Origin of the sequence: Streptomyces sp. C36 (genome assembly GCF_040932295.1) — a bacterium.
In the GTDB taxonomy this organism is placed as follows: Bacteria; Actinomycetota; Actinomycetes; order Streptomycetales; family Streptomycetaceae; genus Streptomyces; species Streptomyces triculaminicus.
Window position 1 is genome coordinate 386,497 of sequence record NZ_JBFQGI010000008.1, and the last position, 26,413, is coordinate 412,909.

The window sequence follows — 26,413 nt, forward strand, 5'->3', positions numbered from 1 at the left end:
TCCTTCTTCGAGCGGTTGGGGTGGGGGGAGGTCAGGAGGCCGCGGGCGTCACGCGTCTGCGGGAACGGTCGCGGGGGACGACCAGGGGGGTGCCGGTCTCCGGGTCGGGGACGACCCGGCAGGGAACCCGGAAGACCTCCTCGACGAGTTCGGCGGTCAGGACGTCCGCCGGGGGCCCGGCCGCTGCCGGGCGGCCGTCGCGCATGACGACCAGGTGGTCGGCGTAGCGGGCGGCCTGGCCGAGGTCGTGCAGGACCATCACCACGGTCCGTCCGGCCTCGGAGTTGAGCTCCTCGACCAGGTCCAGCACGTCGAGCTGGTGGCGCAGGTCGAGGAAGGTCGTGGGCTCGTCCAGGAGCAGCAGGGGGGTGTCCTGGGCGAGGGCGAGGGCGATCCAGGCGCGCTGGCGCTGGCCGCCGGAGAGTTCGTCCACGGCCCGGTCGCGCAGCGCGTCGGTGCCGGTGCGGGTCAGGGCCTCCTCGACGGCCGCCTGGTCGGCGGCGGACCAGGGGGTGAGCATGCGCTGGTGGGGGTAGCGGCCGAGGCGTACGAGCGCTTCGACGGTGATGCCCTCGGGGGCGACGGCCTGTTGCGGGAGCAGTCCCATGCGGCGGGCCAGGGCGCGGGCGGACATCCGGTGGATGTCGGCGCCGTCGAGGGTGACGGTGCCCGCCGTGGGGGCGAGCAGCCGGGCCAGGCCGCGCAGCAGGGTGGACTTGCCGCAGGCGTTGGGGCCGACGACGGCGGTGACGGCGTCGCCGGGGAGGGTCAGGTCGACTCCGTCGACGATGACGGTGCCGCCGTAGCCGAGCGTCAGGCCGTGGGCCGCGAGCTGGTTGGCGTTCGTCGCGCTCATCGGGTGGCACTCCCAGCGTTGGGCTTCATGTGGCGCAGCATCAGTACGAGCAGCCAGGGCGCCCCGAGCGTCGCGGTGAGGACGCCGACGGGCAGCCCGTGGACGGGCAGGAGGTGCAGGACGGCGAGGTCGGCGCCCAGCAGCAGGACGGCGCCGGCGAGCGCGGTCAGCACGAGCGTGCCGGCGGTGGCCGGCCCGGCCAGGAACCGCACGATGTGCGGTACTGCCAGGGCCACGAAACCGACGGGCCCGGTGAGGGCGGCGGCGACGGAGGCCAGCACCACGGCGAGGAGCAACAGGCGCAGCCGGGCGGCCCCCGGGGACAGGCCGAGCGCGCCCGCGCTGTCGTCGCCGAGGTCGAGGACGGACAGTTGGCGGTGGCCGAGCAGGGCGGCGGCGATGCCGGCGAGGATCACCGCTCCTCCGGCGTCGACCTCGGTCCAGGTCCGTCCGTAGACCGAGCCGGTGGTCCACTGGAGGGCGGAGGAGGCGAGTTCGGCGGGGAAGCGGACGATGAGGAGGTTGACGGCGGCGGCGAGGCCGGACTGCACGGCGAGGCCGACGAGGACGAGCCGGGAGACGGTGAACCCGCCGCGCCAGGCCAGCAGTCCGAGCAGCACGGCCGCGAGCAGGCCGCCGCCGAGCGCGGCCGGCGAGATCAGCGCGGCCGGAGCGCCGGAGGCGATGACGGCCACGGCGGCCAGGGAGGCGCCGCCGGTCACGCCGACGACGTCCGGCGAGGCGAGCGGGTTGCGGGCGACCCGTTGCAGGATGGCGCCGGCGACGGCCAGTCCGGCCCCGGCCGCCACGGCGGAGAGCACCCGGGGCGCGCGCAGCTCCTGAACGAGCATCACGTTCCCGGGGTCGCCGAGGCCCACCAGGCCGCGCAGGGCGTCCAGGGGCGGGATCGACACCTCGCCGGTGCCGAGCCCGATCGCCGTCAGCGTCACGAGCAGGGCCGTGGCGGCCGCGCCGAGCAGGGCGGTCCGCCGGCGCTGCCGGGCGAGCGCGCCGCCCGCCGCGCGGGGGGTCGTCTCTGTTGTCAGGGGAGTCATCGCGCCACCTTCCGGGCGAGGAAGGCGAGCATCGGCGCGCCGAGCAGGGCGGTCACGATGCCGACCTCCAGCTCCACGGGGCGCAGCACGACGCGGCCGAGGACGTCCGCGGCGAGCAGCAGCAGCGGCCCCGCGATCAGGCAGCCGGGGATCAGCCAGCGGTGGTCGGCGCCGACGAGCTTGCGTACGAGGTGGGGGGCGGCGAGGCCGACGAAGGAGAGCGGGCCCGCGACCGCGACGGAGGAGGCGGCGAGCAGGATGACCGCCACTCCCCCGGCGGCGCGGATCCTGGCGACCGGGACGCCGAGCGCCTGGGCGGTCTCGTCGCCGAGGGCGAGGGCGTTGAGCGCGGGCGCGATGGCCAGGGCGAGGACGAGGCCGACGGCCAGCGGCACGGCGACGGGCAGCAGGATGTCGGTCTGCCGTCCGGCGAGCGAGCCCGCCAGCCAGAAGCGGGCCTCGTCCAGGGTGCGGTGGCTGGTGAGCATCACCGCGGAGGTCCAGGAGATGAGCACGGCGTCCAGCACGGTGCCGCCGAGCGCGAGACGTACGGGGTCCAGGTCGCCGGCGCGGCGGGCGAGGGAGAGGACCGCGAGGGTGGCGAGCGCGGCGCCGGCGAAGGCGAAGGGCAGGTACTGGGCGGGGTGGGTGAGGTGCAGGGCGTAGCTCGCGACGACCACGGCGAAGCCGGCCCCGTGGTTGATGCCGAGGGTGGCGGGCGAGGCGAGCGGGTTGCGGGTGATGCCCTGGGCGAGGGCGCCGGCGACGCCGAGGGCGGCGCCCACCACGATGCCGATCACCGTGCGCGGCACGCGCAGCCCGGTGACGACAAGGCCGTCGCGGCTCTGGTCGCCGTCGGTCAGGGCGTGCCACACCGTGGCCAGGGGCACGGAGCGGGAGCCCGCCGCGAGGCTGAGGGCCGCGCAGCCGACGAGCAGGGCCGCTCCCCCAACGAGGAGGAGCAGCCTGCGCGTTGTCGCGGGCAGCCCGGCGGCGGACCGCGACGCCCGGTCCGGCGGGGCATCGGTCACGTTCACGAGGATGACCTTAGGTTAGGCAAACCTAACCTTGTCAATTCTCTCCGAACGTATACCCCTAAAGATCCCTTTTCTTTAGGGTTGAACAACACCCGCGCCGCCGAGGCGCCGATAGCGCGACCGGCGCGCCGCGCGCCGCTCCCGCTGGTCACGCGCCGTCAGAGCAGCCATGTCCCCTCCGATCACCCGCCCGAGAACCGTAAGGAAGGTCCTGTCCTCCGGCCGTCCTTCCTCTACGATGCGGTCCACGATTCCGTTCGCCAAGAGGTCGGCGGAGCGCACCCCTTGGCGGGCCGCGATCTCGTACGCCCGGTCCGTCGTGCGGTGCAGGATCGCCGAGGCGCCCTCGGGCGGCAGCGGGGAGAGCCACGCGTGCCGGGCCGCCACCACCCGGTCCGCCGGAAGCAGCGCGAGGGCCGCGCCGCCGGCCCCCTGCCCCAGCAGCAGGCACAGGGTGGGCGCGGGGAGGTTCACCAGGTCGGCGAGGCAGCGGGCGATCTCGCCGGCCAGCCCGCCCTCCTCCGCCTCCCGGGAGAGCGCGGCGCCGGCCGTGTCCACCACGGTGAGCAGCGGCAGGCCCAGTCCGGCCGCGATCCGCATGCCGCGCCGGGCCGCCCGCAGCCCGGCGGGCCCCAGCGCCTGCCCGGCGGCCGGGTCGGGGTGGCTGCCCCGGTCGTGGCCGAGCACCACGCAGGCCGTGCCGCCGACGCGGGCGAGCGCGAGCAGCAGCCCGGGGTCGCGCTCGCCCGCGCCCGTCCCGCTGAGGAGCGTGACGTCGGTGGCGGCGGCGCCCAGGAACTCGCGCACGCCCGGCCGGTCGGGCCGCCGCGACCGGCGGATCGACTCCTCCACCGGCGGCGCGTCCTCGTACGCGGCGGGCGCGGGATCGGCGGCGGGCGGGGCGGACGGGCGCTCGCGGGCGCCGTCCGCGCACAGCACCGACAGCGCCCGCGCCGCCACCTCCGCCAGCCGCCCGGCCGGCAGCACCGCGTCCACCAGCCCGTTCGCCAGCAGGTTCTCGGCGACCTGGACGCCCGGCGGGAACTCCTCGCCGTACAGCGCCTCGTGCACGCGCGGGCCCAGGAAGCCGATGAGGGCGCCCGGTTCGGCGGCGGTGAGATGACCGAGCGAACCCCACGAGGCCAGCACGCCGCCGGTGGTGGGGTGGCGGAGGTACACCAGGTAGGGCAGGCCCGCGTCCTTGTGATCGGTGATCGCGCCGGCCACCTTCACCATCTGCAGGAAGGCGATGGTCCCCTCCTGCATCCGCGTCCCGCCCGAGGCGGGCGCCGCCAGCAGCGGCAGCCCCTCGGCGGTGGCCCGCTCCACGGCCCGGACCAGCCGCTCCCCCGCGTCGACGCCGATCGACCCCGCCAGGAAGCGGAACTCGCAGGCCACCAGGGCCACTCGGCGGCCGTGCACCCTTCCCTCGCCGGTGATCACCGACTCGTCCAGCCCGGTCCGCTCCCGGGCGGCGAGCAGATCGGCGCGGTAGTCCGGATCGTCGGTGGTCAGCGCGACGGGCTCGTCCCAGCAGCGCCAGCTGCCGGGGTCGACGACGGCCAGGACGAGGTCGAGGGCGGAGGTGCGCTTGCCGGTATCGGTCATGGCGTCACCCTGTCACGCCCGGGCGAGAAGACCGTCGAATCCGTCCGAACGGGCCAGCGCCTCCAGCTCGTCCAGCGCCCGCAGCGCCGCCTCGGCGGCCGCCGGGTCGCGCCCGGCCAGGCCGCTGTCGGCGAACTCGTCCTCGTCCAGGCGCAGGACGGTGCCCCCGTCCGCCGAGACCCACAGGTCCAGGTCGAGGTCCTCGACGACGAGCGCGTCCCGCGAGGCGAGGGCGGGCCGGGTGACGTCGCAGTACCAGCCCTTGAGCCCGCCGGCCGCGTCGCGCACCTCCTTGACGGCGTACCAGCGGTCGCGCCAGTAGTGCTCGGTGAAGACGTCGCCGTGCTCGAAGCGCACGAACCCGAAGTCGCGGGTGCCGTCCCCCGCCCACGGCGCCGTGACGACGACATGGGTGCCGTCGTCGTACACGACCCCGGCGGGATAGCTCACCTTGGTCCGGCCCGCCTTCACCAGACGGACCGTCACCGCTCCGCCCGCCGTCAATGCCCCGCTCGTCATCGAATCCCCGCTCCACGCCTCGTCGTCGGTCAACGGCCGCAGCCTCTCCCGCCGCGCGGCGCGGAGCCACTCATTTTCCGTCCGGCCGGTTCCCCGCTAGCTCACCATCGACGCGCAGTTCGCCGGGGTGGCGTTGGCGGGGTCGAGGGCGTTGGCCGCCTCGTGGAAGGCGACGCGGTCGATCGTGCCGACGGTCAGGTGCATCGAGATGTCGACCGGGCAGAGGTCCTGGACCGTGACGTTGCGGACGTTCGGACCGGAGAGGAACTGGGTCTCGTAGGGCGTGACGACCTCGTCGTACCGGGTCGCGATCACGGTGTACCGGACGCCGGGCACGGTGTCGCCGCCCTCGTTGAGGCGCTTCATGAAGTCCGAGCCGACGACCTGGTCGGTCAGGCCGGGGGCGGTGGCGCTGATGACGCCGCGCGCGCCGGGGACGATGTCCAGGAGCTTGGTGATGCCGGACAGGGTCGTGCCGTGGTTGTTGGGGGCGAGGCCCACCAGGGCGTTGACCTTCTTCGCGCCGCCGTTGAACTTCATGTACTGGCGGGGGATCATCCCGCCCTGCGAGTGGCCCACGATGTCGACCTTGGAGGCGCCGGTGGCGGCCAGCACCTTGTCGACGTCGCCGGCCAGCTCCTCGGCCGACTTGGCGACGGGGCCGAGGCCGTAGAAGGCGGGGATGCCGGGCAGCTTGCCGTAGTCGAAGGAGAAGACGCAGTAGCCGCGGTTGACCAGGTAGGGCGCGAACGCCCACCAGTTGCTGGTGGAGTTCTCGAGCGTCCCGTGGACGAGGACGACGGGGCGCGGGTGGGCCGCGGAGGGCTTGCAGGAGTAGTCGTTCCAGCCACTGGTGACCGTGCGCTCCGCGCTCGGGGCGGCGGTCGCGGCGGTCGGCACGACGGCGGCACCCACGGCCAGGGTCAGCGCGGTGCATACGGAACGGAGCGACTTCCAGTTTCTGCGGCGCAGCTTCACGTGAACTCCTTGCAGGTGGGGGGTTGGGTATGCCGAAAAGCACCGGCAACGGGTGTTACCGGCGCATTAAAAGGGCGTTAACTTACTTGCGAGTAGGGTGTGGCGATTTCCATGCTTGCGTCAAGCAAATTCACCGAAATCGACGGTGGCGTGATTACGCCACGTCCAGCGTCGCCGCGGGCCCCACCGCCGCCATGCCGAAGCGCGCCCGCGCCCGGTCCACCGCCGCCTCCACGCGCCGCGCCTTCTCGTCCGCCGGGTCGAACGTCAGCTGGTGCGCCGTGCGTCCCGCCTCGCACAGCCCCTCGGCGCGCAGCGCCACCGCCCGCACCCTTGCCCGCTGCAGGGCGAGGGCCGCGTGCAGCGCGTAGGCCGCGGCGGTCAGCTCGGGGGTGTGCGCGGTGGGTTCGGCGAAGGTCCTCGACCGGGTGCTCGTCGAGCCGTCCGCGTACCGGACGGTGAGCTTCAGGCCACGGGCGACCTGGCCGCCCGCCCTCATCCGGGCGCCCAGCCCGTCGGCGAGCGCCAGCAGCGCGTGCCGCCGCCGCTCCGGGTCCAGTTCGTCGCCGCCGAAGCGGTGTTCGGCGCCCATCGAGCGGGCCCGCGCGTCCGGGGTGACGGGCGTCGGGTCGATGCCGTGCGCCCGCTCGTGGATCCGCCGCCCGGCGGCCGCGCCGAGGATGCGCTGGAGCGCGGCCGGCGGAGCGGCGGCGATCCGGCCGATGCTGTCGAGCCCGTACGAGCACAGGGTCCGGGCGGTGGCCGGTCCCACGCCGTACAGCGCGGCGGCCGGCTTGCGCGCCAGGAACGCGGCCACGGCCTCCGGTTCGCCCGGGAGCCTGCGGACCGCCCCGGGCGGGCCGTCGTGCGCGGCCATCCGCGCGAGCATCGGGTTGCCGGCGATGCCGACCGTGCAGTCGGCGCCGTAGCGGGCGAGGGTCCGCACCCGGAGCAGTTCCGCCAGCCCGGCCGGGTCGTGCCCGAAGTAGCGGACGGCGCCGCGTACGTCCATGAGGGCGGCGTCGGGCGGCACGGCCTGGACGACGGGTGTGATCTCGGCGAGCAGCGCGAGCAGGCCGTCGTAGGTCTCCTCGTCGAGGGCGGCGCCGGTCGCCGGGTGGAAGTGCGCATAGAGGACGGTCGCCTCCTCCGGGGGTCCGGGGGAAGGGCTTCCGGTCGCGGGAAGGGGCGGGACCGGGGACAGCCGGCGCTCGGTCATCGTCCCGCGCTCCCCGGACTCGCGTGCCACAGCTTGCGCCCGGTGGCCGCCCCCTCGCCGGCGGGCCGCAGGTCCGCCCACGGGTGGAGGGCGTAGCCGGTGGACAGCCGGATGCGGCGGCCGGTCTCCGCGGGCGCGGGCGCGCCCGGGGGCGCGGCCAGGACCGCCGCGACCGCCCCCAGCCCGCCCTCGGCCCGCAGCCGCACCAGCTCCGCGAGGTCCCACGCGGCCGCGCCCACCACGCTCAGGCTGCGCGGGCCCCGCCGCTGGACCACGCCGCGCACGAGCAGCAGCCAGGAGTGGAAGACCGTGTGGGCGCAGGCCGCGTGGCTGTCGTCGAAGAAGGCGCAGTCGACCAGGCCCGTGCCGTCGTCGAAGGTGGTGAAGATGACCCGCCGCCCGGAGCGGACCGGCGGCGTCTGGGTGGCGGCCTTGGCGCCCGCGACCAGGACGGTCTCGCCGTGCCGCGCGTCGCGCAGCCGCGAGGCCGGGATCGCCCCCAGCTCGGCCAGGAACGCCCGGTGGTCGGTCATCAGATGGCGCGAGGCGTCCATGCCGAGCACCTTCAGCTCGGCGCCGAGCCGTTCGTCCGCGTCCAGGTCGGGCAGGCCGACCGGCTCGGCCCGGGCGCTGTCGACGAGCGTCGGCTGGACGGCGCCCTCGGCGTCCCGCCGTCCGTGCAGCTCGGCGATGTGCAGCAGCAGGTCCCGGCGGTTGGCGCCGAAGGCGTCCAGCGCGCCGACGCGCGCCAGCCGTTCGGCGACGGGACGCGCGGGCCGGGCGCGCCGCCACAGGTCCGTCAGCGAGGTGTACGGGCGGCCGTCGGCGATCCGCAGGGCCTCGGCCTCGCCGATGCCCCGCACCTCGCGCAGGGCGAGGCGGATGCCGAAGCGCCTCTCACCCACCGCATCACCGGACATCAGTTCGATCGAATAGGCGGCCCCCGAGCGGTTCACGTCCAGCGGCAGGATCGGCACCCCGCGCCGCCGGGCGTCCGCGAGCAGCAGCCGCTTGGGGTACATGCCGGGGTCGTGGGTGAGCAGCCCGGCGTAGAAGGCCGCCGGATGGTGGGCCTTGAGCCAGGCCGACTGGTACGTCGGCACGGCGAAGGCCACGGCGTGCGCCTTGCAGAAGCCGTACGAACCGAACGCCTCGACGATCTCCCAGGTGCGGCGGACGACGTCGGTCGGGTAGCCGCGCCCGCGCGCCCGCTCGGCGAACCAGGCCCGCACCCGGCCCACCAGGCGGGAGTCGGACAGCGCGCGCCGGGTCTCGTCGGCGAAGCCCCGGTCGCAGCCGGTCATGATCCGCAGGATCTCGATGATCTGCTCGTGGAAGACGACCACGCCGTAGGTCTCGCTCAGCACCGGGGCCAGGTCGGGGTGCGGACAGCGGGCGGGGGCGCGGCCGTGCCGGGCCTCGATGAAGGGGCGGACCATGTCGGCGGCGACCGGCCCCGGCCGGAAGAGCGAGATGTCGACCACGAGGTCGTGGAAGGTCGAGGGCTGCAGCCGCCCGACCAGGTCGCGCTGGCCCGGCGACTCGATCTGGAAGCAGCCGAGCGTCTCGGCGGAGCGGATCAGCTCGTAGGTCCTCCTGTCGCCCGGCGGCACCTGCGCGGGGTCGTCGAGGTCGATCCGGCGCCCGGTGACCCGTTCGATCTCCCCCACCGCGTGCGCCATGGCGGACTGCATCCGCACGCCCAGCACGTCGAGCTTGAGCAGCCCCAGCTCCTCCACGTCGTCCTTGTCGAACTGCGACATCGCGAAGCCCTCGCCGCTGGTCGGCACGACGGGGGTGCGCCCGCGCAGGGTGGCGTCGGAGAGCAGCACCCCGCACGGGTGCATGGCGATGCCGCGCGGCAGCCCGTCCAGCGCCTCGACCAGCTGCCACAGCCGGGTGGCGGCGAGGCCGTGCGGCCCGGTGGCGACGCCGCGCAGCTCGGGCAGTTCGGCGAGCGCCGCGCGGGCGTCGCGGGCCCGGATGTGCGGGAAGGCCTTGGCGAGGGCGTCCACCTCGGCCGGGTCCATGCCGAGGGCCGCGCCCACGTCGCGCACGGCGTGCCGGATCCGGTAGGTCTCGGGCATGGAGACGGTCGCGACCCGCTCCGCGCCGAAGCGGTCGAAGATCGCGCGGTAGACCTCGAGGCGGCGCGCGGACTCGACGTCGATGTCGATGTCGGGCAGCGCCTTGCGGCGGGTGGAGAGGAAGCGCTCCATCAGCAGGCCGTGCGCGACGGGGTCGGCGTGGGCGATGCCCAGCAGGTGGTTGACCAGGGAGCCGGCGCCGGAGCCCCGGGCGGTGACGCGGATGCCCAGGCCCCGGGTGTCGTCGACGACCTGCGCGACGGTGAGGAAGTACGAGGGGAAGCCGCGCTGTTCGATGATGCGCAGCTCCTCCTCCAGCCGGTCCCAGTAGCGGCGGTCGCGGTCGTGGCCGCGCAGCACCATGGCCGCGGCGCAGCGGGAGCGCAGCACGCGCGCGGCGGTGCGGCGGCCGGCCCCGACCAGGTGCGGCTCGGGGAAGTGGACGGAGCCCAGGCCCAGGTCGTCCTCGGGGTCGACCAGGCACTCGGCGGCGGTGTCCTCGGTCGCGGCCAGCAGCCGGCGGGCGTCGGTGCGACGGAATCCGGCCGCCTCCACGACGCGCTCGGCGACGGCGGCCATGGCGGCGGGGTCCTTGAGCCAGCGCTCCCCGCCGTCGAGGGCCTCGGGCCTGCGGCGGTCGACGGGCACCAGGCGGCGGGCGGAGTCCAGGACGTCGGCGACGGGCCCCTGGCCGGGGTCGGCGTAGCGGACGGCGTTGGTCAGCACGGCGGGTACGCCCTGCCGTGCGGCGAAGCCGACGGTACGGGCGGCGAGCCGCAGGGAGCCGGGGCCGGTGCCGGAGCGGCCGTGCCAGACGGCCTCCAGCCGCAGGGAGTCACCGTACATTTCCCGCCAGGGCGGCAGCAGCCGCTCGGCCCGGTCGGGGCGTCCCGCGGCCAGCGCGCGGCCGATCTCGGAGTCCGGTCCGAGCAGGACGGTCAGCGGGGCGCGGGCCCCGCCGGCGGCGGCCGCGAGGTCCTCCCGGGCCAGCTCCGGCCGGTCGGCGCCCCCGGCGTGGGCGGCGGACACCAGGCCGCACAGCGCGGCCCAGGCGGGTGCGCCGGCCCGGGCGAGGAAGACGGCGCGGGGCGCGGACTCGTCGACGAAGGCGCCCCCGCGGGCGGGGGTGCGGTGGCGCACCGTGGGCCCGTCGGCGGGCAGCGGCTCGCGGACGGCCAGGTCCACGCCGAACAGCGGACGCACCCCCGCTTCGGCGGCGGCCCTGGCGAAGCGGACCGCGCCGGCCAGGCTGTCGCGGTCGGTGAGGGCGAGCGCGTCCATGCCGCGTTCGGCGGCCCGCTCGGCCAGCCGTTCGGGGTGCGCGGCGCCGTACCGCGTGGAGAAGCCCGAGGCGGTGCGCAGGTGGGTGAACGCGGAGGCCGCCGGGGACGACGGTGTCCTCGAGAACGACGCCATCGCACCTCCTGCCGCTCGCTCACCCCCTGGCCGAAAACCGCCCCTGTGTCTCCACCATAAACCACTTCTCGAACGTTCGTACGAATCAATGCGAACGGCACACCCGAACGGCTCCCACCGCCTGCGCGGACCCCCCGGACCCCGCAGGCTCGAGGCATGGCCAGCACCCCCGACGGCGGCACCCGCTTCGCGCAGGAGGTCCGGGAGGCGGTGACGGGCCGGGCGGCGCTGCTGGTGATCGGCGCGCTGGTGCTGCAGCTCGCGTTCGTCATCTCCTATATCGGCGCCTTCCACAGTCCGAGGCCGAAGGAGATCCCGATCGGGGTGGTCGCCCCCCGGCAGATCACCGGCTCCCTGGTGGACAAGCTGGCCGCGCTGCCCGGCGACCCGCTCGACCCGCGCGCGGTCCACGACCGGGCGGAGGCGCGGCGGCTGATCGACGAGCGCGACCTCGACGGGGCCCTGATCGTCGACCCGCGCGGCGACACGGACACCCTGCTGGTCGCCACCGGCTCCGGCGCCTCGCTCGCCCAGGCCACCGAGGCGGTCGTCGCCCGCGCCGAGAAGGCCGAGGGGCGCACCCTGAAGGTCGTCGACGTGAACCCGGCGGCCGTCGGCGACGCCCGCGGGCTGAGCTCGTTCTACCTGGTCGTGGGCTGGTGCGTGGGCGGCTACCTGTGCGCCGCGATCCTCGCCGTCAGCGCGGGCGCCCGCCCGGCCAACCCCCACCGGGCGGTCATCCGGCTGGGGGCGATCGCCGTCTACGCGATCGTCGCCGGCCTGCTCGGCGCCGTGATCGCGGGCCCGGTGCTGGGGGCGCTGCCGGCCGGCATCCTGGGGCTGTGGGGGCTGGGCGCGCTGGTGGTCCTCGCCGTCGGCGCCCTCACCCTGGCCTTCCAGGGCCTCGCGGGGATCGTGGGCATCGGGCTGGCGATCGCCGTCGTCGTCGTGCTGGGCAACCCCAGCGCGGGCGGGGCGTACCCCTACCCCCTGCTGCCCCCGTTCTGGCGCGCCATCGGCCCGGCCCTGCCGCCGGGCGCGGGCACCTGGTCAGCCCGCTCCCTCGCCTACTTCCACGGCAACGCGCTGACCTGCCCGCTGCTGGTGCTCTCCGCCTGGGCGGCGGGCGGTGCGGCCGTCACGCTGATCGGCGCGGCCCGCCGGGCCCGCCGTCGGCCCGCCGACTCCGCCTGACGGCGGCGAAGGGCCCCTCGACGACAGACCGAACAGTCGGTCTGAGTGGTCTTCGGCCATTGCTGCGACGTTCCGAAAACGCTCCGACGGCCGCGCGCGGGGCGGGCGAGCCTCTTTTCGGCCGGGCTGCCGGGGCGTCCCCGCTCGACGCGAGACTCATGAGAACCAGCGACCCGACCGCGCCATAAATCATGCTTTCACAGGCGAGCTTGATATTCCATCAATGATTACAAGGAATTCGCGCTGGTCAATATCCCTGAAACATTAATTCCCCACCTTCTCCCCCAAGTCGGACATGCCGCCGGGCCTACCCCGCATCGCGCGGCGCACGAGGAGACCTGCCTCACATCGAATCCGGCCACGTGGCGGCGCTACGCAGGGTTTTCAACCAGCGACTGAAAGTGTTCGTTCGGGGTGCGTTCATGCACAACTTCGGCAAGACTTCCGTCCGTTATCTGCACCGACGAACAAGGGAGTGTTCGGAATGCGGTACATCACTGGGGGAATCGCGCTGGGAGCCGCGCTGGCACTGGGCGGCCTGGCGGGAGCCGCGACGTCGGCGACCGCCTCGCCCACGCCCATACCCGCGGCACAGACCCAGAGTCTGTACGCGCCCTCAGCGCTCGTACTGACCATCGGTCAGGGCGACTCGGCGGCCAGCGCCGGCGTCCAGCGCGCCGTGACCCTCACGTGCACACCGAAGGCCGGCGGAACTCACCCGAACACCCGCGGTGCCTGCGCCCAACTGCGCGTGACCGGCGGTGACTTCGACAAGGTCACCAAGGTCAAGGAGGGCACCGCCTGTACTCGGGAGTGGAACCCGAGCACGGTGACGGCCGAAGGCGTATGGGAAGGCCGCCGGGTCAGCTTCGAGCGCACCTTCGCCAACCCCTGTGAGCTGAAGGCGGGCAAGGGCACGGTCTTCGAGTTCTGACGACCGACGCCCGGCCCCGGCACGGGAAGCGGCCCCCGGACACCGTGGAGGTGTGTCCGGGGGCCGCGGCTCGTGCGGGGGCGCCGGCGCGATCAGCCGAGCGTCGCCCCGTAGGCGGCGAGGGCCGCCTGCACCGGCTGGTAGTACGTCTCCCCGCCGAGCACGCAGTCGCCGCTGCCGCCGGAGAGCAGCCCCAGCGCCTTGGGGCCGTCGAACAGCGGCCCGCCGCTGTCGCCGGGCTGGGCACAGACATTGGTCTTGATCAGCCCTCTGACCTGGCCCTCGGGGTAGTTGACCGTGGCGTTGAGGCCGGTGACCTTCCCCGCGTGCACCCCGGTGGTGGAACCGCTGCGCCTGACGGCCTCGTCCAGGGCCGCCGGCCCGGCGCCGGTGATGGGCTGGGAGGTGCCGTCGTAGAGGCTCACGGCGGAGGGGTGGTCGACGGCCGCGGTGTACGCCGCGACGGCGTGGTCCGCGCCGGGGAACGTCGACGCCTCGGTCCGCGCGATCGGGGGGCCGCCCCGCGTCGCGGACCAGGTGGTGACGGCGTTGCCGCAGTGACCGGCCGTCAGGAAGCCGTCCGGCTTGCCGGCCCGCTTGACGGGAAAGCCCAGCGAGCAGCGGGCGTTGGGGCCCCAGACGGCGTCGCCGCCGGCGATGAACCGGGTGAGCCTGGTGGACGTTCTGCGGATCGTCACCGCCTCGCCGAGCCCGGCGACGGCCTCGTTGAGCTTCGCCAGCTTCGCGCCCGTGACGGTGGGGTCGGCGGTCACGACGACGCGGCCGGCTCTGGGGTCCGTCACCCACGCGGTGCCGGGGATCGCGACGCGTTCGTCCAGCGTCGCCCGGGCCGACTCCAGCCGGGCCCGGGCGATCCGCGCCCGCCCGGGGTGCGCGCCCGTCACCCGGTCGAGCGTGTCGACGACACCGGCGACGAGCCCGCCGCCCCCGCCGTCACCGGGCGCCGCCTGGGCCTGCTGCGGCGTAGGGGTCACGATGGCCAGGGCGGCGATGGCAGCGCCCGCCAGGACGGCGCGCACGGGCATCCGACGAAGCTTCAACTCGGCACCTCCAGTGGGGGGTTGGGCCCGCGCGCGCAGGACACGGGCCCGGAGGACGAACGACACAGCCGCACCCCCGATAGGAGGTCGCGTCCATGCCAAGTTGGTCCGTCGAGTGTCCCGATCGGGCGAGGGAGTGCACAAGGGCGACTTCCAGTCGCGCGTATTTTCATACGCGCGCCCCCATGGCATGCCGCAAGCCGACGCCCGTCGTTCACGGGAGTCGTGGGACGGAAGCTTCGCTCAGGGCCGCGTCACGGTTCCTATTCGGGCCCGAGGTTCCTATTCGGGCCCGAACGGCGGCTCGGGCTCCCACCTGGCCGACGACCCCGGCTCGTCGCGCGCGGCCCGCGGCTCCTCCTCGCGCTCGCGTCCGGCCGGCAGCCCGGGCTCCCGTTCGGGGGCGGGGCTCAGGCCCGGGACGGTCCCCGAGGTGACCTCGGGGGCGGCCTCGGGAGCGGGGGCGGACTCCGGGGCGGGCGCGGTCTCCGGCGCGGCGCCGGGAGCCGGGGCGGCGCCCGACCGCTCCAGGAACCTCAGCAGCTCCACCGGGAAGGGCAGCACCAGCGTCGAGTTCTTCTCGGCGGCGACGGCCACGATGGTCTGCAGCAGCCGCAGTTGCAGGGCCGACGGCTGGGTGGACATCGTCTGCGCCGCCTCGGCGAGCTTCTTCGACGCCAGCAGCTCCGCGTCCGCGTTGATCACCCGCGCCCGGCGCTCCCGCTCCGCCTCCGCCTGCCGCGACATCGACCGCTTCATGGTCTCCGGCAGGGAGACGTCCTTGATCTCCACCCGGTCGATGTGCACGCCCCAGCCCACCGCGGGGCTGTCGAGCATCAGCTCCAGCCCCTGGTTGAGCTTCTCGCGGTTGGACAGCAGATCGTCCAGGTCGCTCTTGCCGATGATGGACCGCAGCGAGGTCTGGGCCATCTGGGAGACCGCGAAGCGGTAGTCCTCGACCATGATGACGGCCTCGGCCGGGTCCACGACCTTGAAGTAGACGACGGCGTCCACCCGGACGGTGACGTTGTCCCGGGTGATGCCCTCCTGGGCGGGCACCGGCATGGTGACGATCTGCATGTTCACCTTCCGCAGCCGGTCCACCACCGGAACGATCAGCGTGAACCCCGGCTGGCGGATCTCGGACCGCAGCCGCCCCAGGCGCAGCACCACTCCGCGCTCGTACTGCCGGACCACCCGGGCCGCGGCGCCCAGGTACACCACGCCCGCCGAGAGGGTGGCGAATGCCACCACCACGAGGTCTTCGACCATCACGGACCCCCTGCCGCCGTGCACGTCAGGTGTTACGTCCACGGTATGCCCGCGTCGCGGCGCGGTCGAGCACGGCGGCGCCCCGATCCGCGGGGCGTGGCGGAGCCCCCGGCCCTGGAGGGGCCGGGGGCTCCTGTGCTGCTGGCCGCAGGCTGGGGAAGGGCGGAACGCTCGCGGTCAGACGTCTGCGGTGCCCCGGTGGAGGGGGCGGGTCACGGAGAGGATCAGAAGATGCTCACTCCGTAGGCGCTGAGGGCCTTGGTGACCGGCTGGAAGAAGGTGGTGCCGCCCGAGCGGCAGTTGCCGCTGCCGCCGGAGGTGAGGCCCAGGGCGGTGGACCCGGCGAAGAGGGCGCCGCCGCTGTCGCCCGGCTCGGCGCACACATCGGTCTTGATCAGGCCGCGGACGACCTGGCCGCCGCCGTAGTTGACGGTGGCGTTCAGCCCGGTGACCTTGCCGCCGTGCACCCCGGTGGTGGAGCCGCTGCGCTGGACGCTCTGGCCCACGGAGGCGTTGCCCGCGCCGGTGATGCGCTGGGAGCGGCCGTTGTAGAGGTCGACCTCGCTCGGGTGGGGAAGCGAGCCGTTGGTGTACTGCACGATGCCGTAGTCGTTGCCCGGGAAGCTGGTCCCCGTCGTGGGGCCGATGCTCGTGGTGTGGCCGGAGTTGGCGTAGTACTGCGGCTTGCCCTCGGTGCAGTGGCCGGCGGTCACGAAGTAGTAGGTGTTGCCCTTGCGGACGTTGAAGCCGGCCGAGCAGCGCCAGCTCGGCGCGTAGACGGCGTCGCCGCCCGCGATGAGCTTCTTGAAGGCGCCGGGTACGGTCTCGACGCGTATCGCCTCGGCGTCGGGTCCCGCCTGCGCTCTGATCCTGGCGATGTCCGCCGGGGAGACGGTGGAGTCGGCGGTGACCACGAGCGTGCGGGTGGCGGGGTCGACGACCCAGGCGGTGCCCGCGACGTCCGCCGACTCCACGGCGGCGCTCGCGGAGGACAGCCGCGCCGCCGAGAATCCGGCGGGCTGCGCCCGGGCGTCGGTGGCGGCGAGGGCGGAGGCGGCGACGAGTACGGACGTCGCGGCGACGATCCTGGCTCGTCCTGCGGTACGGCCCTGGGGGGTGGTGCGCCTGATCCTCACGTTGTTCCTCCCGAGTGGGGTCGGGGGCCGGGGCGTGCGCGGGCCCGTGAGGCGCGGTCAAAAGGCACACCGGATTCCGTTTTCGCCGTGCCCCTGACAAGCGCTGCTCGGGAGTATTCGGGCGCAAGGGGGCACAGCGCAAGAGCATCTTTCAGACGCGCCCCCGGCGCACGACAAGGAGCCCCGACGGCTCTCCCGGCCGCCGGGACCGCGCTCCGCGGGCTCCCGCCGCACTCCTTCGACGCCTCGGCCCGCGAGGGGGTTCCGCTCCCCCGCCGGCCCCGGGCTCCTCGGACCACCGCCCGGGGACGGCCGGAATCCGACCGTCGGGCGCGCCGCCTCATGCCGGTCGGCCCTTCGCCACGGGTCGGGCCAGCCCGAGGTGATCGCGGAGGGTGGGGCCCGCGTACTCCGTCCGGAACACGCCGCGCTCCTGGAGCAGGGGAACGACGCGGTCGACGAACTCGTCGAGCCCGCCGGGGGTCAGCTGCGGGACGAGGATGAAGCCGTCGGCGGCCTCCGCGGCCACGAAGCGCGCCATCTCGTCGGCGACCTGGCGCGGGGTTCCGACGAAGGACTGCCGCCCGGTCGTCTCGATCACCGTCTGCCGGATGGAGAGCCCCTTGGCCTCCGACAGCGCCCGCCACCGGGCGGCGACGGCGAGCCGGTCGTGGTGGCGGACCCGGCCGTGGGAGACCTCCGCGCCGGGATCGGGGTCGATACGGGGCAGCGGCCCGTCGGGATCGTAGGAGGACAGGTCGCGGCCCCAGACCTGTTCCAGGATCAGCAGGGCGGTCTGCGGGGAGACCTGACGCCGGCGGATTCCGGCGGCCCGCTCCTGGGCCTCGGCGGCGGTGTCGCCGAGCACGTGGGTGACCCCGGGCATGATCTTCAGGTCGGCGGGGGCGCGGCCGTACGCCGCGAGCCTGCGCTTGACGTCGGCGTAGAACGCGCGGCCCTCCTCGAGGGTGCCGTGCCGGCTGAAGACGACGTCGGCGGCAGCGGCGGCGAACTCCCGGCCCTCGCCCGAGTCCCCGGCCTGGATGACGACGGGGTGGCCCTGCGGCGGGCGGGGGACGTCGAACTCCCCGGACACCGAGAAGTGCCGCCCGTGGTGGGCGAAGGGGCGGGGGGTGCCCTCCGGCGTCCAGGAGTCCCACAGCTCGCGCGCGGTGGCGACGAACTCCGCGGCGCGGGTGTAGCGCTCGGTGTGCTCGAGGTATCCGCCGCGGCGGAAGTTCTCTCCGGTGAAGGCGTCGGAGGAGGTGACGACGTTCCAGGCCGCGCGCCCGCCGCTGAGGTGGTCGAGGGAGGCGAGGCGGCGGGCGAGTTCGTAGGGCTCGTTGAAGGTGGCGCTGACGGTCGCGGCCAGCCCGAGCCGCTCGGTGACGGCGGCCAGGGCGGCGAGCACGGTCAGCGACTCGGGGCGGCCGACCACGTCGAGGTCGTGGACGCGGCCCTTGTGCTCGCGCAGCCGCAGCCCCTCGGCGAGGAAGAAGAAGTCGAACAGGCCGCGTTCGGCGACGCGGGCGAGGTGGGTGAAGGAGGCGAAGTCGATCTGGCTGCCGGAGCGGGGATCGTCCCAGACGGTGGTGTTGTTGACCCCGGGGAAGTGCGCGGCGAGGTGCATCGGACGACGGGCCGGCTTCCTCGGCTGACGGGGCGTCATGCCGTCTCCTTCACACGGGTGTAGCGGTTGGCGGGGCGGGGCAGGCACAGGTGCTCGCGCAGGGTGCCGCCCGGGTAGAAGGCGCGTAACAGGCCGCGGTGCTGGAGTACGGGCACGGTGCCGTCGACGAGCAGGGCGAGGTCCCGGTCGAGGTCGCGGGGCCGGAAGTGGAAGCCGTCGGCCACGCCGTCGGCGTACCAGTCGCCGACGAGGTCGGCGAGGGCGACGGCGTCGGCCGCCGCGTACAGCGCGACGGGCAGGGAGGCCAGTACGACGATCCGGCCGGCGCCGGCCACGTCGCGGCCGTGGTCGCGGGCGCGTCGGCGCAGGTCGTCCCGGACGGCCCGGACCCTACGGGCGTCGCCGGCGTGCTCGGCGCGGACGAAGACCACGTCGGCGTGGCGGGCGGCGGTCTCCCGGGAGGGCTCGGCGGTGGCCTCGACGGCGATGACGGGGCGGCCCTGCGGGGGCCGGGGGACGATGGAGGGACCGCGGACGCTGAAGCCGGGGCCCTGGAAGTCGACGTGGTGCAGCTTGTCGCGGTCGATGAAGCGCCCGGTGGCCGCGTCCCGGATCTCGGCGTCGTCCTCCCAGCTGTCCCAGAGCCGGGCGACGACGTCGGCGACCGCCTCCGCCTCGCGCCACGCCGCCCGCGCGGTGGGCGCCGGGCGGCGGCCGAAGTGCCGGGCCTCGGCCTCGTCGGTGGAGACCGCCACGTTCCAGCCGGCGCGGCCCCGGCTCACCCAGTCCAGGGTGGAGAGGGCGGAGGAGACGTGGAAGGGCTCGGTGTGGGTGGTGGTGACGGTCGGCACCAGGCCGATGCGCTCGGTGGCGGGCGCGACCCGGGCGAGGGCGGCGACGGCGTCCGGGCGGCCGGCCCCGCGCCGGGGCGGGGCGAAGGAGTCGCCGAGGGTGACGAAGTCCAGCCGGCCGCGCTCGGCGAGCCGGGCGGCCCGTACGTAGGGCCCGGCGTCGTGGGCGCCGGGCCGGTCGAGGGCGACGGCGAGGTGGAGGGGGCGGGTGGGTTCGGGCATGAAGGGATCCCTTGGGAGAGCCGTGGGTGAACGGGGTGGGCGGTCGTTCCGGCCGGTCCGGGGGCGCGCGGGCGAACGGGCCCGCGGGCGCCGGCCGGCCTCAGCCCGTGCGGTCGCGCAGGAACGTGAGCGCGGCGCGCGCGGTGGCGTCGTTCTGGCGGAACGCGGGCGCGTTGCCGCGCGGCCGCGCGAACGCCGCCGACGCCCGGGCGTCGGTGTGCGGCCCGAGCGCGAACCGGCGGCGGTGGGGCCGCCCGTCGCGCCCCAGCAGCCGCCCGTCCTCCGGACGCACGGTGAGCAACCCCCCGGCGGTGACACCGGCTTCGTCGGCCAGTCCCCGTAGCAGCGGATCCCGGGACCGGGCCACCGAGGGCTCGGGCAGCCGGGCCTCGACCAGCGCGCGGGCCTCGACGGCACGGCCGGGCACGCTCGGGCTGTGCGCCCGGAACACTCCGCGCACCGGATCGGCCTCCACGGCCGTGTCCGCGCCGAGGAAGCGCACCAGCCCGGCCCGGGAGAGGGCGAGCAGCTGCCTCAGCCGGGGGCCGGGCGGGCCGGAGGCCAGATAGCTGAAGAAGCCGTGCCACTGGGGACCGGTGTCGCCGAGCCCCGCCAGCTGTCCGTAGACGGACAGCAGCGCCTGGAAGACGGCGAGGTCGGGGCTGTGACAGGGGTTGTGACGCCGTGCCAGGTCGGCCTCGATGTGCGCGCGCAGGACGGCCTGCAGGGAGTCGCCGTCGGGGAGGCGCAGCCCGGCGAGCGGGGTGTCCAGGGCGGCGAGGTCGAGGCGGTCGGCCGGGTCGGGCACGGACGCGGCGACCAGCGTGTCGAGGGCGGCGCTGCCGGGCTCGCAGGCGGCGTACTTCTCCTCGAAGTCGGCCCAGCCGACGCTCACGCGTCCCGGGTGGGCGGTGAACAGGCGGTGGTAGTGGGCGAAGCCCAGTTCCTTCTCGACGAGCGGCCACAGGTCGCGCCGGGCGTCGGGCGGACCGGGGCGGCGGCGCAGTTCCTCGATGCGCGCCGGGCCGAGGAAGCGGGGCAGCGGGGGCCGTTCGCCATGCCAGGCGTAGCCGGGTTTGGCGCGGTAGGGCACGCCGCGCCGGGAGCCGACGTGCAGGACGGGCTCGCGGCCGGAGGGGTGATAGGTGAGGGTTCCGGCGTCGTCGGCGGTGTAGTGCCCGCCGCGGCCCTCGGTCAGCAGGACCATCAGGTCGATGAAGGCGAGGCCGAGGCCGCGGACGAGCACCGGCTCGCCGGGGTGCAGGCCGCCGAGGTCGGCGTCGGCGGTGAACCGGGGCGGCAGATAGGTCAGTCGGTGGTCGGCGGCGAAGGCGGCCAGGGCCTGTTCTTCGGGGGCGGGCTCGGCGTCGAGGTGGCCGAGCGCGAGGACGACGAGGTCGGCGTGGAGGGGTTCGGTACGTCCTTCCAGCCACAGGCGTTGCCCGCCGTCGGGCGGTCCGGCGAGCCGCACGGCGCGCCGGCGGTGCTCGTGGACGGTGATCCCCCGTGGCAGGGAGGCGACCGCGCGCTCGTACACCCAGGTGAGGTAGGCGCCCTGCAGCCGTCGTCCGGCGAAGCTCCTGGGCGTCAGGCGGTGGGCCTCGGCGGCGGTTCCGGGATCGAGCGGGATCGTTTCCTCACCGTCGCGGACGCGGGCCGCCCATTCCGCGAGCGAGGGTCCGTGGCGCACCGGCCCGGCCATCTCGACGCTGTCGTCGGTGTACATCGTGACGTCCTCGGCCAGGGAGTTCATCCACAGCAGCGGCGACTGGTCGCGCCGCCAGATCCGGCCCCCGCCGGGCGGGTGGGGATCCACGAGGTGCACATCGAGGCGGCCGGCCCCCAGGAGCGCGGGCGCGTTGGCGGCGAGGCGCTCGAGGAGGCCGGTGCCCCGGGGGCCCGCGCCGATGACGGCGAGGGACGGAACGGGGGCGGAGGCGAGGGTGGAGGCGGGTTCGTCCGACGACGGACGGGGGTGTGCGGGCATGCGAAGGCTCCGTGGATGCGGGATCGAACACGGGATGAGCTGCCTTCACAGGGCGACCGCGCCCCTCAGCACGGCCGGACGTCGAGGCTATGCCGGTGCCACGGCCCGCTGTCAAGCCTGTCCGGGACGCCGTCCACACTATGGACCGGGCGTCCGGGGGCAGTTGACGGAGAAACGGATGCCTGCTCCACTTGGCCCATGCGACAAAGGCAGCGGCTGGTCACCCGCGACCACATCGACTTCGGTCGGGTGTGGTCCGCCTCCTGTACGCGCTGACCCCGCCCTCTCCCGGCCACCGCCGGGAGGTGCCCCCGGCCGCGCCCCCGGGCGCCCGGCCCCGCTGCCTTCACCGGCGCGACCGTTCGGCCGCGCCCTCCCCTCGCTCCGCTCAGCCGGTTCGTCTCCTCAGCAGTCGCAACCGCAGCCGTCGCATCCACAATCACAGCCGCCGCCATCGCCACCACAGCAGTTGCAACAGTCGCAGCAGCCGTCGCAGTTGCTGCAGCCGTCGCAGCCCCCGTCGCAGTTGTCACAGCACTTGGCGCACCAGCCCTCGCGCGGCTCCCCGGACCACGGGTCCGGGTAGGGATCCCTGCAGCAGATCTGTCCGGTGCAGAACATCCCCGTCCATACCGCGCACCCCGCGATCAGCCCGCGCCGGCGCCGCGGCGGCCGGGGCGGACCGGGCGGCGGCGGCATCGGCGGTGCGCCGTAGGGGGCGTAGGAGCCCTCGGGCGCGGGCGGGTGGTCGCCGTGGTGCTCATGGCCCGCGCCCGTCGCGCACCCGCCGCCCGCGAACGCCCGGTCGACGGAACGTTCCAGCTCGTGCGCCAGCAGGATGTGCGCGAGCCTGCCCTGCGCCTTGCTCGCGAACTCCACGTCGCGCAGCGCCAGGCGCACGCCGTGCACCGCGTCGTCGCACAGCCGCCGCACCTCGTCGAGCGGGGTGCCGGTGGCGGCGATGGGGTTCCAGGCGCCGGCCCGGGCGTCCTCGTCCAGGTCCTCGACGGCGTCCAGCAGATGGGCGAGCCGGCCGAAGAGCCGGCCCGCCTCCTCGAGCGGTTCGCGGTTGTCCGGCCGCCCCGCCAGAACGGCGGTGTGGGCGAAGGCGGCGGCGGTGGCCGTCTCGGTGGGCTCGGTCACCTCCAGCAGCGGGGTGCCGGCCGTGGCCAGCGCCTCGAGCCCGGCCTGCCGTTCGACGGCGTCGACCAGGACCGCCGTGTCGAAGCCGAGTTCCGATCCCGTACGGGCGCCCGCACGGTCCCACACCGCGGCGACGCGGCGGGCGGCCGCCGCGACCGGACGGCGCGCCAACATCCCGTCACCGTCGGCGACATGGTCGCGCATCTTCGCGGACGCCAGGACGAGCGAGACCGACGCGGCCAACCGCGCGCCCTCGCCCTGCGCCACGGGCGCGGAGCGCATCCCGCGCAACGGGCAGGGCCCCGCCGTGCGCCGCCAGGAGGCGGCGCCCTCCGGGCCGTCGGGGCGGGCGGACTGCGCCTCCACCAGCACGGATATGACCAGACCGTCGTAGTTGGTGGCTATTCGAGCAAGCTGCCCGTGATCGCCCTTCAGTGCCAGGCAGAGGCCGCAGAGATGGGCCATCCACTCCGTTCGCATGCTCTCGGACAGCCGGTGACGGCATGGCCTGATGATCCCGAACAAAACGTGCCCCCGTGTGTGGTGTCGATGTGCCCGGGCATCCTATTCACCGGGGACAATCGTGCTCGGCCGGAACCCGCCCCGTCCGCAGCATGCCGCATATGCCCAGGTCCAACGCCTGCGGTCCACTCATAGGAGTTTCTGACGCACCGCCACCCACTTTGCACCAGATGCGTCACGAAATCCCCGCATGGCCGCCATCCACTTGGCACATCATCCGCATCATGGACGACCATAGAGGAGCGGGCGGAACACACCGCGTGTGAGAGGAGGCGTCCATGGGATCGGTGCGCAAGGCGAGTGCCTGGCTTGGCCTCGTCGACGACAGCGATGACGAGCGCTACTACGGCGGCTACGAAGAGGACTCGGACGAGGGGCCCGAGCCCGGCGACTCCTGGGTGACCAACCCCAAGGTCCGGGTGGCCGACGAGGTCGCGCAGGAGCAGGGCACCCGCATCGCCACGGTCACCCCGGACGGCTTCCGGGACGCCCGGGGCATCGGCGAGCTGTTCCGCGAGGGCGTCCCGGTGATCGTCAACCTCACCGGCATGGAACCCAGCGACGCCAAGCGGGTGGTGGACTTCGCCGCCGGCCTGACCTTCGGGCTGCGCGGTTCGATCGAGCGGGTGGCCAACCGCGTCTTCCTGCTCACCCCCGCCGACTACAAGGTCGTCAGCGGCGAGCCCATGGGCCGCGTGAACGGCGGCTTCTTCAACCAGAGCTGAGCCGCCGACGCCCCCGGCCGGGGCCCGGGGGAACGCCCCCCGGGTGTGTACGGCGCGTGGAGCGGAGTGCTGGGCCGGCCCTCACCGGAACGCGTCGACGCCGGTCAGCGCCTTGCCCAGCACCAACTGGTGCATCTCGACGGTGCCCTCGTAGGTCAGCACCGACTCCAGGTTCGTCGCGTGGCGCATGACGGGATACTCGAGGGAGATACCGTTCGCGCCCAGGATCGTCCGGGCGGTACGGCAGATCTCGATCGCCTCCCGCACGTTGTTCAGCTTCCCGAAGCTCACCTGCTCCGGCCGCAGCCGCCCCGCGTCCATCCGCCGCCCCAGATGATGGGCCAGCAGGATCCCCTTGTGCAGCTCCACCGCCATGTCGGCCAGCTTGGCCTGGGTGAGCTGGAAGCCGGCGATCGGCCTGCCGAACTGCTCCCGGCTCCGCGCGTACGCGAGCGCCGTCTCGAAGCAGGTGCGCGCCGCGCCCATCGCTCCCCACACGATCCCGTAGCGGGCGTGGCTCAGACAGCTCAGCGGCCCGCGCAGCCCGGTGACCTCCGGCAGCACGGCGTCGGCGGGCAGCCGGACCTCGTCCAGCACCAGCTCGCTGGTGACCGAGGCGCGCAGCGACCACTTGTGCCGGATCTCCGGAGCGGAGAAGCCGGGCCGGTCGGTGGGGACGACGAACCCCCTGATGCCCTCGTCGGTCCGCGCCCAGACGATCGCGACCCCGGCGACGGAACCATTGGTGATCCACATCTTGCGCCCGGTCAGCACCCAGTCGCCGCCGGCGTCGCGCTTGGCGTAGGTCCGCATGCCCGCCGGATCCGAGCCGTGGTCGGGTTCGGTGAGGCCGAAGCAGCCGATGATCTCCCCGGCGGCCATGCCCGGCAGCCACTGCCGCTTCTGCTCCTCGGAGCCGAAGCGGTGGATGGCGTACATCGCGAGGGAGCCCTGTACGGACACCAGCGAGCGGATGCCGGAGTCGGCGGCCTCCACCTCCAGGCAGGCCAGCCCGTACTGCACGGCACTGGCGCCCGCGCAACCGTAGCCGGTCAGCTGCATGCCCAGGGCCCCCAGCGAACCGAGCTCACGGGCGAGCTCGCGGATGCCGGGGATCTCGCCGCGCTCGTACCAGTCGGCGACGTGCGGCAGGACGCGGTCGGCGGCCCAGGCGCGGACGGTGTCGCGGATCGCCCGGTCCTCGTCGGTGAGCAGGTCGTCGATGCCGAGCGGATCATGCGGGTCGAACACGTCAGCCTCCGGCACGGTGCGGTGATCATCGGTTACCGCAGACGCTACGGCCGGGTAACCCCGCTCGTCCAGACCCGGCCGGCCGCCGGCCGCCCGTCAGTCCGTGGGCCGTCCGCAGTCCATCACGCGCGGCAGGCGCAGCGCGGCCAGCGCCCCGAGGAACAGCAGCCCCGCGCTCACCGCCAGGGTGACGTGCAGGCCGTGCACGAACGCGTCGCGCGCGGCGGCGCGCAGCGCCGCTCCCGGCGCGCCGCCCAGCCGGTCGGCGACGGCGTAGGCCTCGCCCAGCGAGTGCCGCGCCGAGGCGCCCGCCGCGCTGGGGACGCCGGGGACGGCTTCCACGCCCGGCGTGTACGCGGCGTTCATCACGCTGCCGAGCAGCGCGATGCCGATGCCGGCGCCCAGCTGGTAGGAGGTCTCGCCGATCGCGGCGGCGCCGCCCGCGCTCCTGGCCGGGGCCTCGTTCAGCATCGACTCGTACGCCCCGAAGAGGGTGGTCTCCAGGCCGAAGCCCAGCACCAAGAAGCCCACGACCAGGACGGCGGGCTGGTCCTGGCGGCCCATCACGGTCAGCGAGAGCACCGCCATCGCCGTCAGCACGAATCCCGTCACGACCATCGTGCGCGGCCCGAAGCGCTGCAGGATCCGGGAGCCCGCCAGCCCGGCCGCCATCGCGGCGAGCGTGAGCGGCAGCAGCCGCAGGCCGGTCTCGAGCGGGGTGAGGCCGAGGACGAGCTGCAGGTACTGCGCGGCCACGAGCTCCAGGCCGACCAGCGCCAGCATGGCCAGCACGATGCAGCCCACCGATGTGCCGAAGGCCGGCCGCGCGAACATCGCGAGGTCGACCAGCGGGTGGCGGCGGCGCCGCTGGCGGCGGACGAAGAGGACGAGCAGCGCGATGCCGAGCGCCGCCGGGACGACCGTGCCCAGCGAGAGCGGGTCGGCGCCGCCGATCCGCTTGACCCCGAAGACCGCGCCGAACAGGCCGAACGCGGCCATCAGCGCGCCGAGCACGTCCCAGGGGCCGTCGCGGTCGCCGGTCGACTCGGGCAGCAGCCACCGGCCGACCGGGAGGCTGACCGCCATCAGCGGAATGTTGATGAGGAAGACCGAGCCCCACCAGAAGTGTTCCAGCAGGAGGCCGCCGAGCAGCGGTCCGACCGCGGCGCCGACCGCGGCCACCGCGCTCCACACGCCGATGGCCACGGCCCGCTCCCGCCGGTCGGGAAAGACCTGCCGCAGGATGGACAGCGTCGCCGGCATGATCATCGCGCCGCCGGCGCCGAGCAGCGCGCGGGCGGCGATGAGGACCTCCGGCGCGGTCGCGAGCGCCGCGAGCGCGGAGGCCACCCCGAAGAGCCCGTAGCCGAGCAGCAGCACCCGGCGGCGGCCGACCCGGTCGCCGAGGGTGCCGAAGAGGATGAGGAGGGCCGCGCAGACCAGGGGGTAGACGTCGACGATCCACAGCAGCTGGATGGCGCTCGGCCGCAGGTCCTCGGTGACGGCCGGCACCGCGACGTGCAGGACGGTGGCGTCGACGGCGACGAGCAGCAGGCTGACGCACAGGACGACGAGCACGGTCCACCGGCTCACCCCGGGAACGCCGGGGTCCTCCGCGCGGCGCGGCCGGGGAACGCCGACCGGCCGACGGGGCCCGGCCGTGGTCGTCCCGGACATCCACACACCTCCGTGTCATGCGCTCGCGGCCGC

The 26,413-nt window shown here is 74.7% G+C and carries 20 protein-coding genes; 3 read left to right on the forward strand and 17 right to left on the reverse strand.

Annotation, left to right across the window (positions count from 1 at the left end):
* Positions 1–31: 31 nt before the first annotated feature.
* The 8 genes from AB4K12_RS25315 to AB4K12_RS25350 all read right to left on the reverse strand — a co-directional run bounded on the left by AB4K12_RS25315 (position 32) and on the right by AB4K12_RS25350 (position 10,775).
* On the reverse strand, positions 32–856 hold the full coding sequence (locus AB4K12_RS25315) for an ABC transporter ATP-binding protein (protein WP_368436423.1): 825 nt from the start codon (positions 854–856) through the stop codon (positions 32–34).
* Entirely contained in the window at positions 853–1,911 is a 1,059-nt protein-coding gene (locus AB4K12_RS25320) for a FecCD family ABC transporter permease (protein WP_368436425.1), read from the reverse strand. Before AB4K12_RS25320 ends, AB4K12_RS25315 begins: the two co-directional genes overlap by 4 nt.
* Positions 1,908–2,876: a FecCD family ABC transporter permease gene (locus AB4K12_RS25325; RefSeq protein WP_368436545.1), complete on the reverse strand. Its 969-nt coding sequence runs from the start codon at positions 2,874–2,876 to the stop codon at positions 1,908–1,910. The genes AB4K12_RS25320 and AB4K12_RS25325 overlap by 4 nt, the downstream gene beginning before the upstream one ends.
* Before the next feature lie 147 nt (positions 2,877–3,023).
* Positions 3,024–4,556, reverse strand: a complete 1,533-nt coding sequence (locus AB4K12_RS25330) for a carboxyl transferase domain-containing protein (protein WP_368436426.1) — start codon at positions 4,554–4,556, stop codon at positions 3,024–3,026.
* A 12-nt stretch (positions 4,557–4,568) separates the two neighbouring features.
* The gene (locus AB4K12_RS25335; protein ID WP_368436546.1) at positions 4,569–5,075 is read right to left on the reverse strand and encodes a DUF402 domain-containing protein; all 507 of its coding nucleotides are present in this window, start codon (positions 5,073–5,075) and stop codon (positions 4,569–4,571) included.
* Between the two features lie 96 nt (positions 5,076–5,171).
* Complete coding sequence (locus AB4K12_RS25340; RefSeq protein ID WP_368436548.1) at positions 5,172–5,996, reverse strand: esterase/lipase family protein; 825 nt, start codon at positions 5,994–5,996, stop codon at positions 5,172–5,174.
* 211 nt (positions 5,997–6,207) lie between these two features.
* Positions 6,208–7,272 (reverse strand): hypothetical protein, encoded by a 1,065-nt coding sequence (locus AB4K12_RS25345; protein WP_368436428.1) that lies wholly within the window; start codon positions 7,270–7,272, stop codon positions 6,208–6,210.
* Complete coding sequence (locus tag AB4K12_RS25350) at positions 7,269–10,775, reverse strand: DNA polymerase III subunit alpha (protein ID WP_368436430.1); 3,507 nt, start codon at positions 10,773–10,775, stop codon at positions 7,269–7,271. Before AB4K12_RS25350 ends, AB4K12_RS25345 begins: the two co-directional genes overlap by 4 nt.
* A gap of 156 nt (positions 10,776–10,931) precedes the next feature.
* On the opposite strand from AB4K12_RS25350, the gene AB4K12_RS25355 reads away from it, so the two are divergent.
* The gene (locus AB4K12_RS25355; protein WP_368436432.1) at positions 10,932–11,969 is read left to right on the forward strand and encodes a DUF3533 domain-containing protein; all 1,038 of its coding nucleotides are present in this window, start codon (positions 10,932–10,934) and stop codon (positions 11,967–11,969) included.
* Between the two features lie 484 nt (positions 11,970–12,453).
* Positions 12,454–12,903 carry a subtilase-type protease inhibitor gene (locus AB4K12_RS25360; protein WP_368436434.1) on the forward strand — a complete coding sequence of 150 codons (450 nt, stop codon included), beginning with the start codon at positions 12,454–12,456 and terminating at the stop codon, positions 12,901–12,903.
* A gap of 92 nt (positions 12,904–12,995) precedes the next feature.
* Here AB4K12_RS25360 and AB4K12_RS25365 read toward each other — a convergent pair whose 3' ends face one another.
* From AB4K12_RS25365 to AB4K12_RS25395, 7 genes are all read right to left on the reverse strand, one after another.
* Positions 12,996–13,964, reverse strand: a complete 969-nt coding sequence (locus AB4K12_RS25365; protein ID WP_368436436.1) for a S1 family peptidase — start codon at positions 13,962–13,964, stop codon at positions 12,996–12,998.
* Between the two features lie 282 nt (positions 13,965–14,246).
* Positions 14,247–15,236, reverse strand: a complete 990-nt coding sequence (locus AB4K12_RS25370; RefSeq protein WP_368436438.1) for a slipin family protein — start codon at positions 15,234–15,236, stop codon at positions 14,247–14,249.
* Between the two features lie 224 nt (positions 15,237–15,460).
* On the reverse strand, positions 15,461–16,372 hold the full coding sequence (locus AB4K12_RS25375; RefSeq protein ID WP_368436440.1) for a S1 family peptidase: 912 nt from the start codon (positions 16,370–16,372) through the stop codon (positions 15,461–15,463).
* A 340-nt stretch (positions 16,373–16,712) separates the two neighbouring features.
* Entirely contained in the window at positions 16,713–18,041 is a 1,329-nt protein-coding gene (locus AB4K12_RS25380; protein WP_368436441.1) for an NtaA/DmoA family FMN-dependent monooxygenase, read from the reverse strand.
* On the reverse strand, positions 18,038–19,075 hold the full coding sequence (locus tag AB4K12_RS25385) for an LLM class flavin-dependent oxidoreductase (protein ID WP_368436443.1): 1,038 nt from the start codon (positions 19,073–19,075) through the stop codon (positions 18,038–18,040). Before AB4K12_RS25385 ends, AB4K12_RS25380 begins: the two co-directional genes overlap by 4 nt.
* Positions 19,076–19,175: 100 nt before the next feature.
* The gene (locus AB4K12_RS25390; RefSeq protein ID WP_368436445.1) at positions 19,176–21,062 is read right to left on the reverse strand and encodes an FAD/NAD(P)-binding protein; all 1,887 of its coding nucleotides are present in this window, start codon (positions 21,060–21,062) and stop codon (positions 19,176–19,178) included.
* Positions 21,063–21,467: 405 nt separating this feature from the next.
* Positions 21,468–22,730, reverse strand: a complete 1,263-nt coding sequence (locus tag AB4K12_RS25395) for a DUF5685 family protein (protein WP_368436447.1) — start codon at positions 22,728–22,730, stop codon at positions 21,468–21,470.
* A gap of 275 nt (positions 22,731–23,005) precedes the next feature.
* On the opposite strand from AB4K12_RS25395, the gene AB4K12_RS25400 reads away from it, so the two are divergent.
* Entirely contained in the window at positions 23,006–23,452 is a 447-nt protein-coding gene (locus tag AB4K12_RS25400) for a cell division protein SepF (protein WP_368436449.1), read from the forward strand.
* 81 nt (positions 23,453–23,533) lie between these two features.
* Here AB4K12_RS25400 and AB4K12_RS25405 read toward each other — a convergent pair whose 3' ends face one another.
* Together AB4K12_RS25405 and AB4K12_RS25410 are read right to left on the reverse strand one after the other, a co-directional pair.
* Positions 23,534–24,718 carry an acyl-CoA dehydrogenase family protein gene (locus AB4K12_RS25405; RefSeq protein WP_368436451.1) on the reverse strand — a complete coding sequence of 395 codons (1,185 nt, stop codon included), beginning with the start codon at positions 24,716–24,718 and terminating at the stop codon, positions 23,534–23,536.
* A gap of 81 nt (positions 24,719–24,799) precedes the next feature.
* Positions 24,800–26,380, reverse strand: a complete 1,581-nt coding sequence (locus AB4K12_RS25410; protein WP_368436453.1) for an MFS transporter — start codon at positions 26,378–26,380, stop codon at positions 24,800–24,802.
* Between the last annotated feature and the right edge of the window lie 33 nt (positions 26,381–26,413).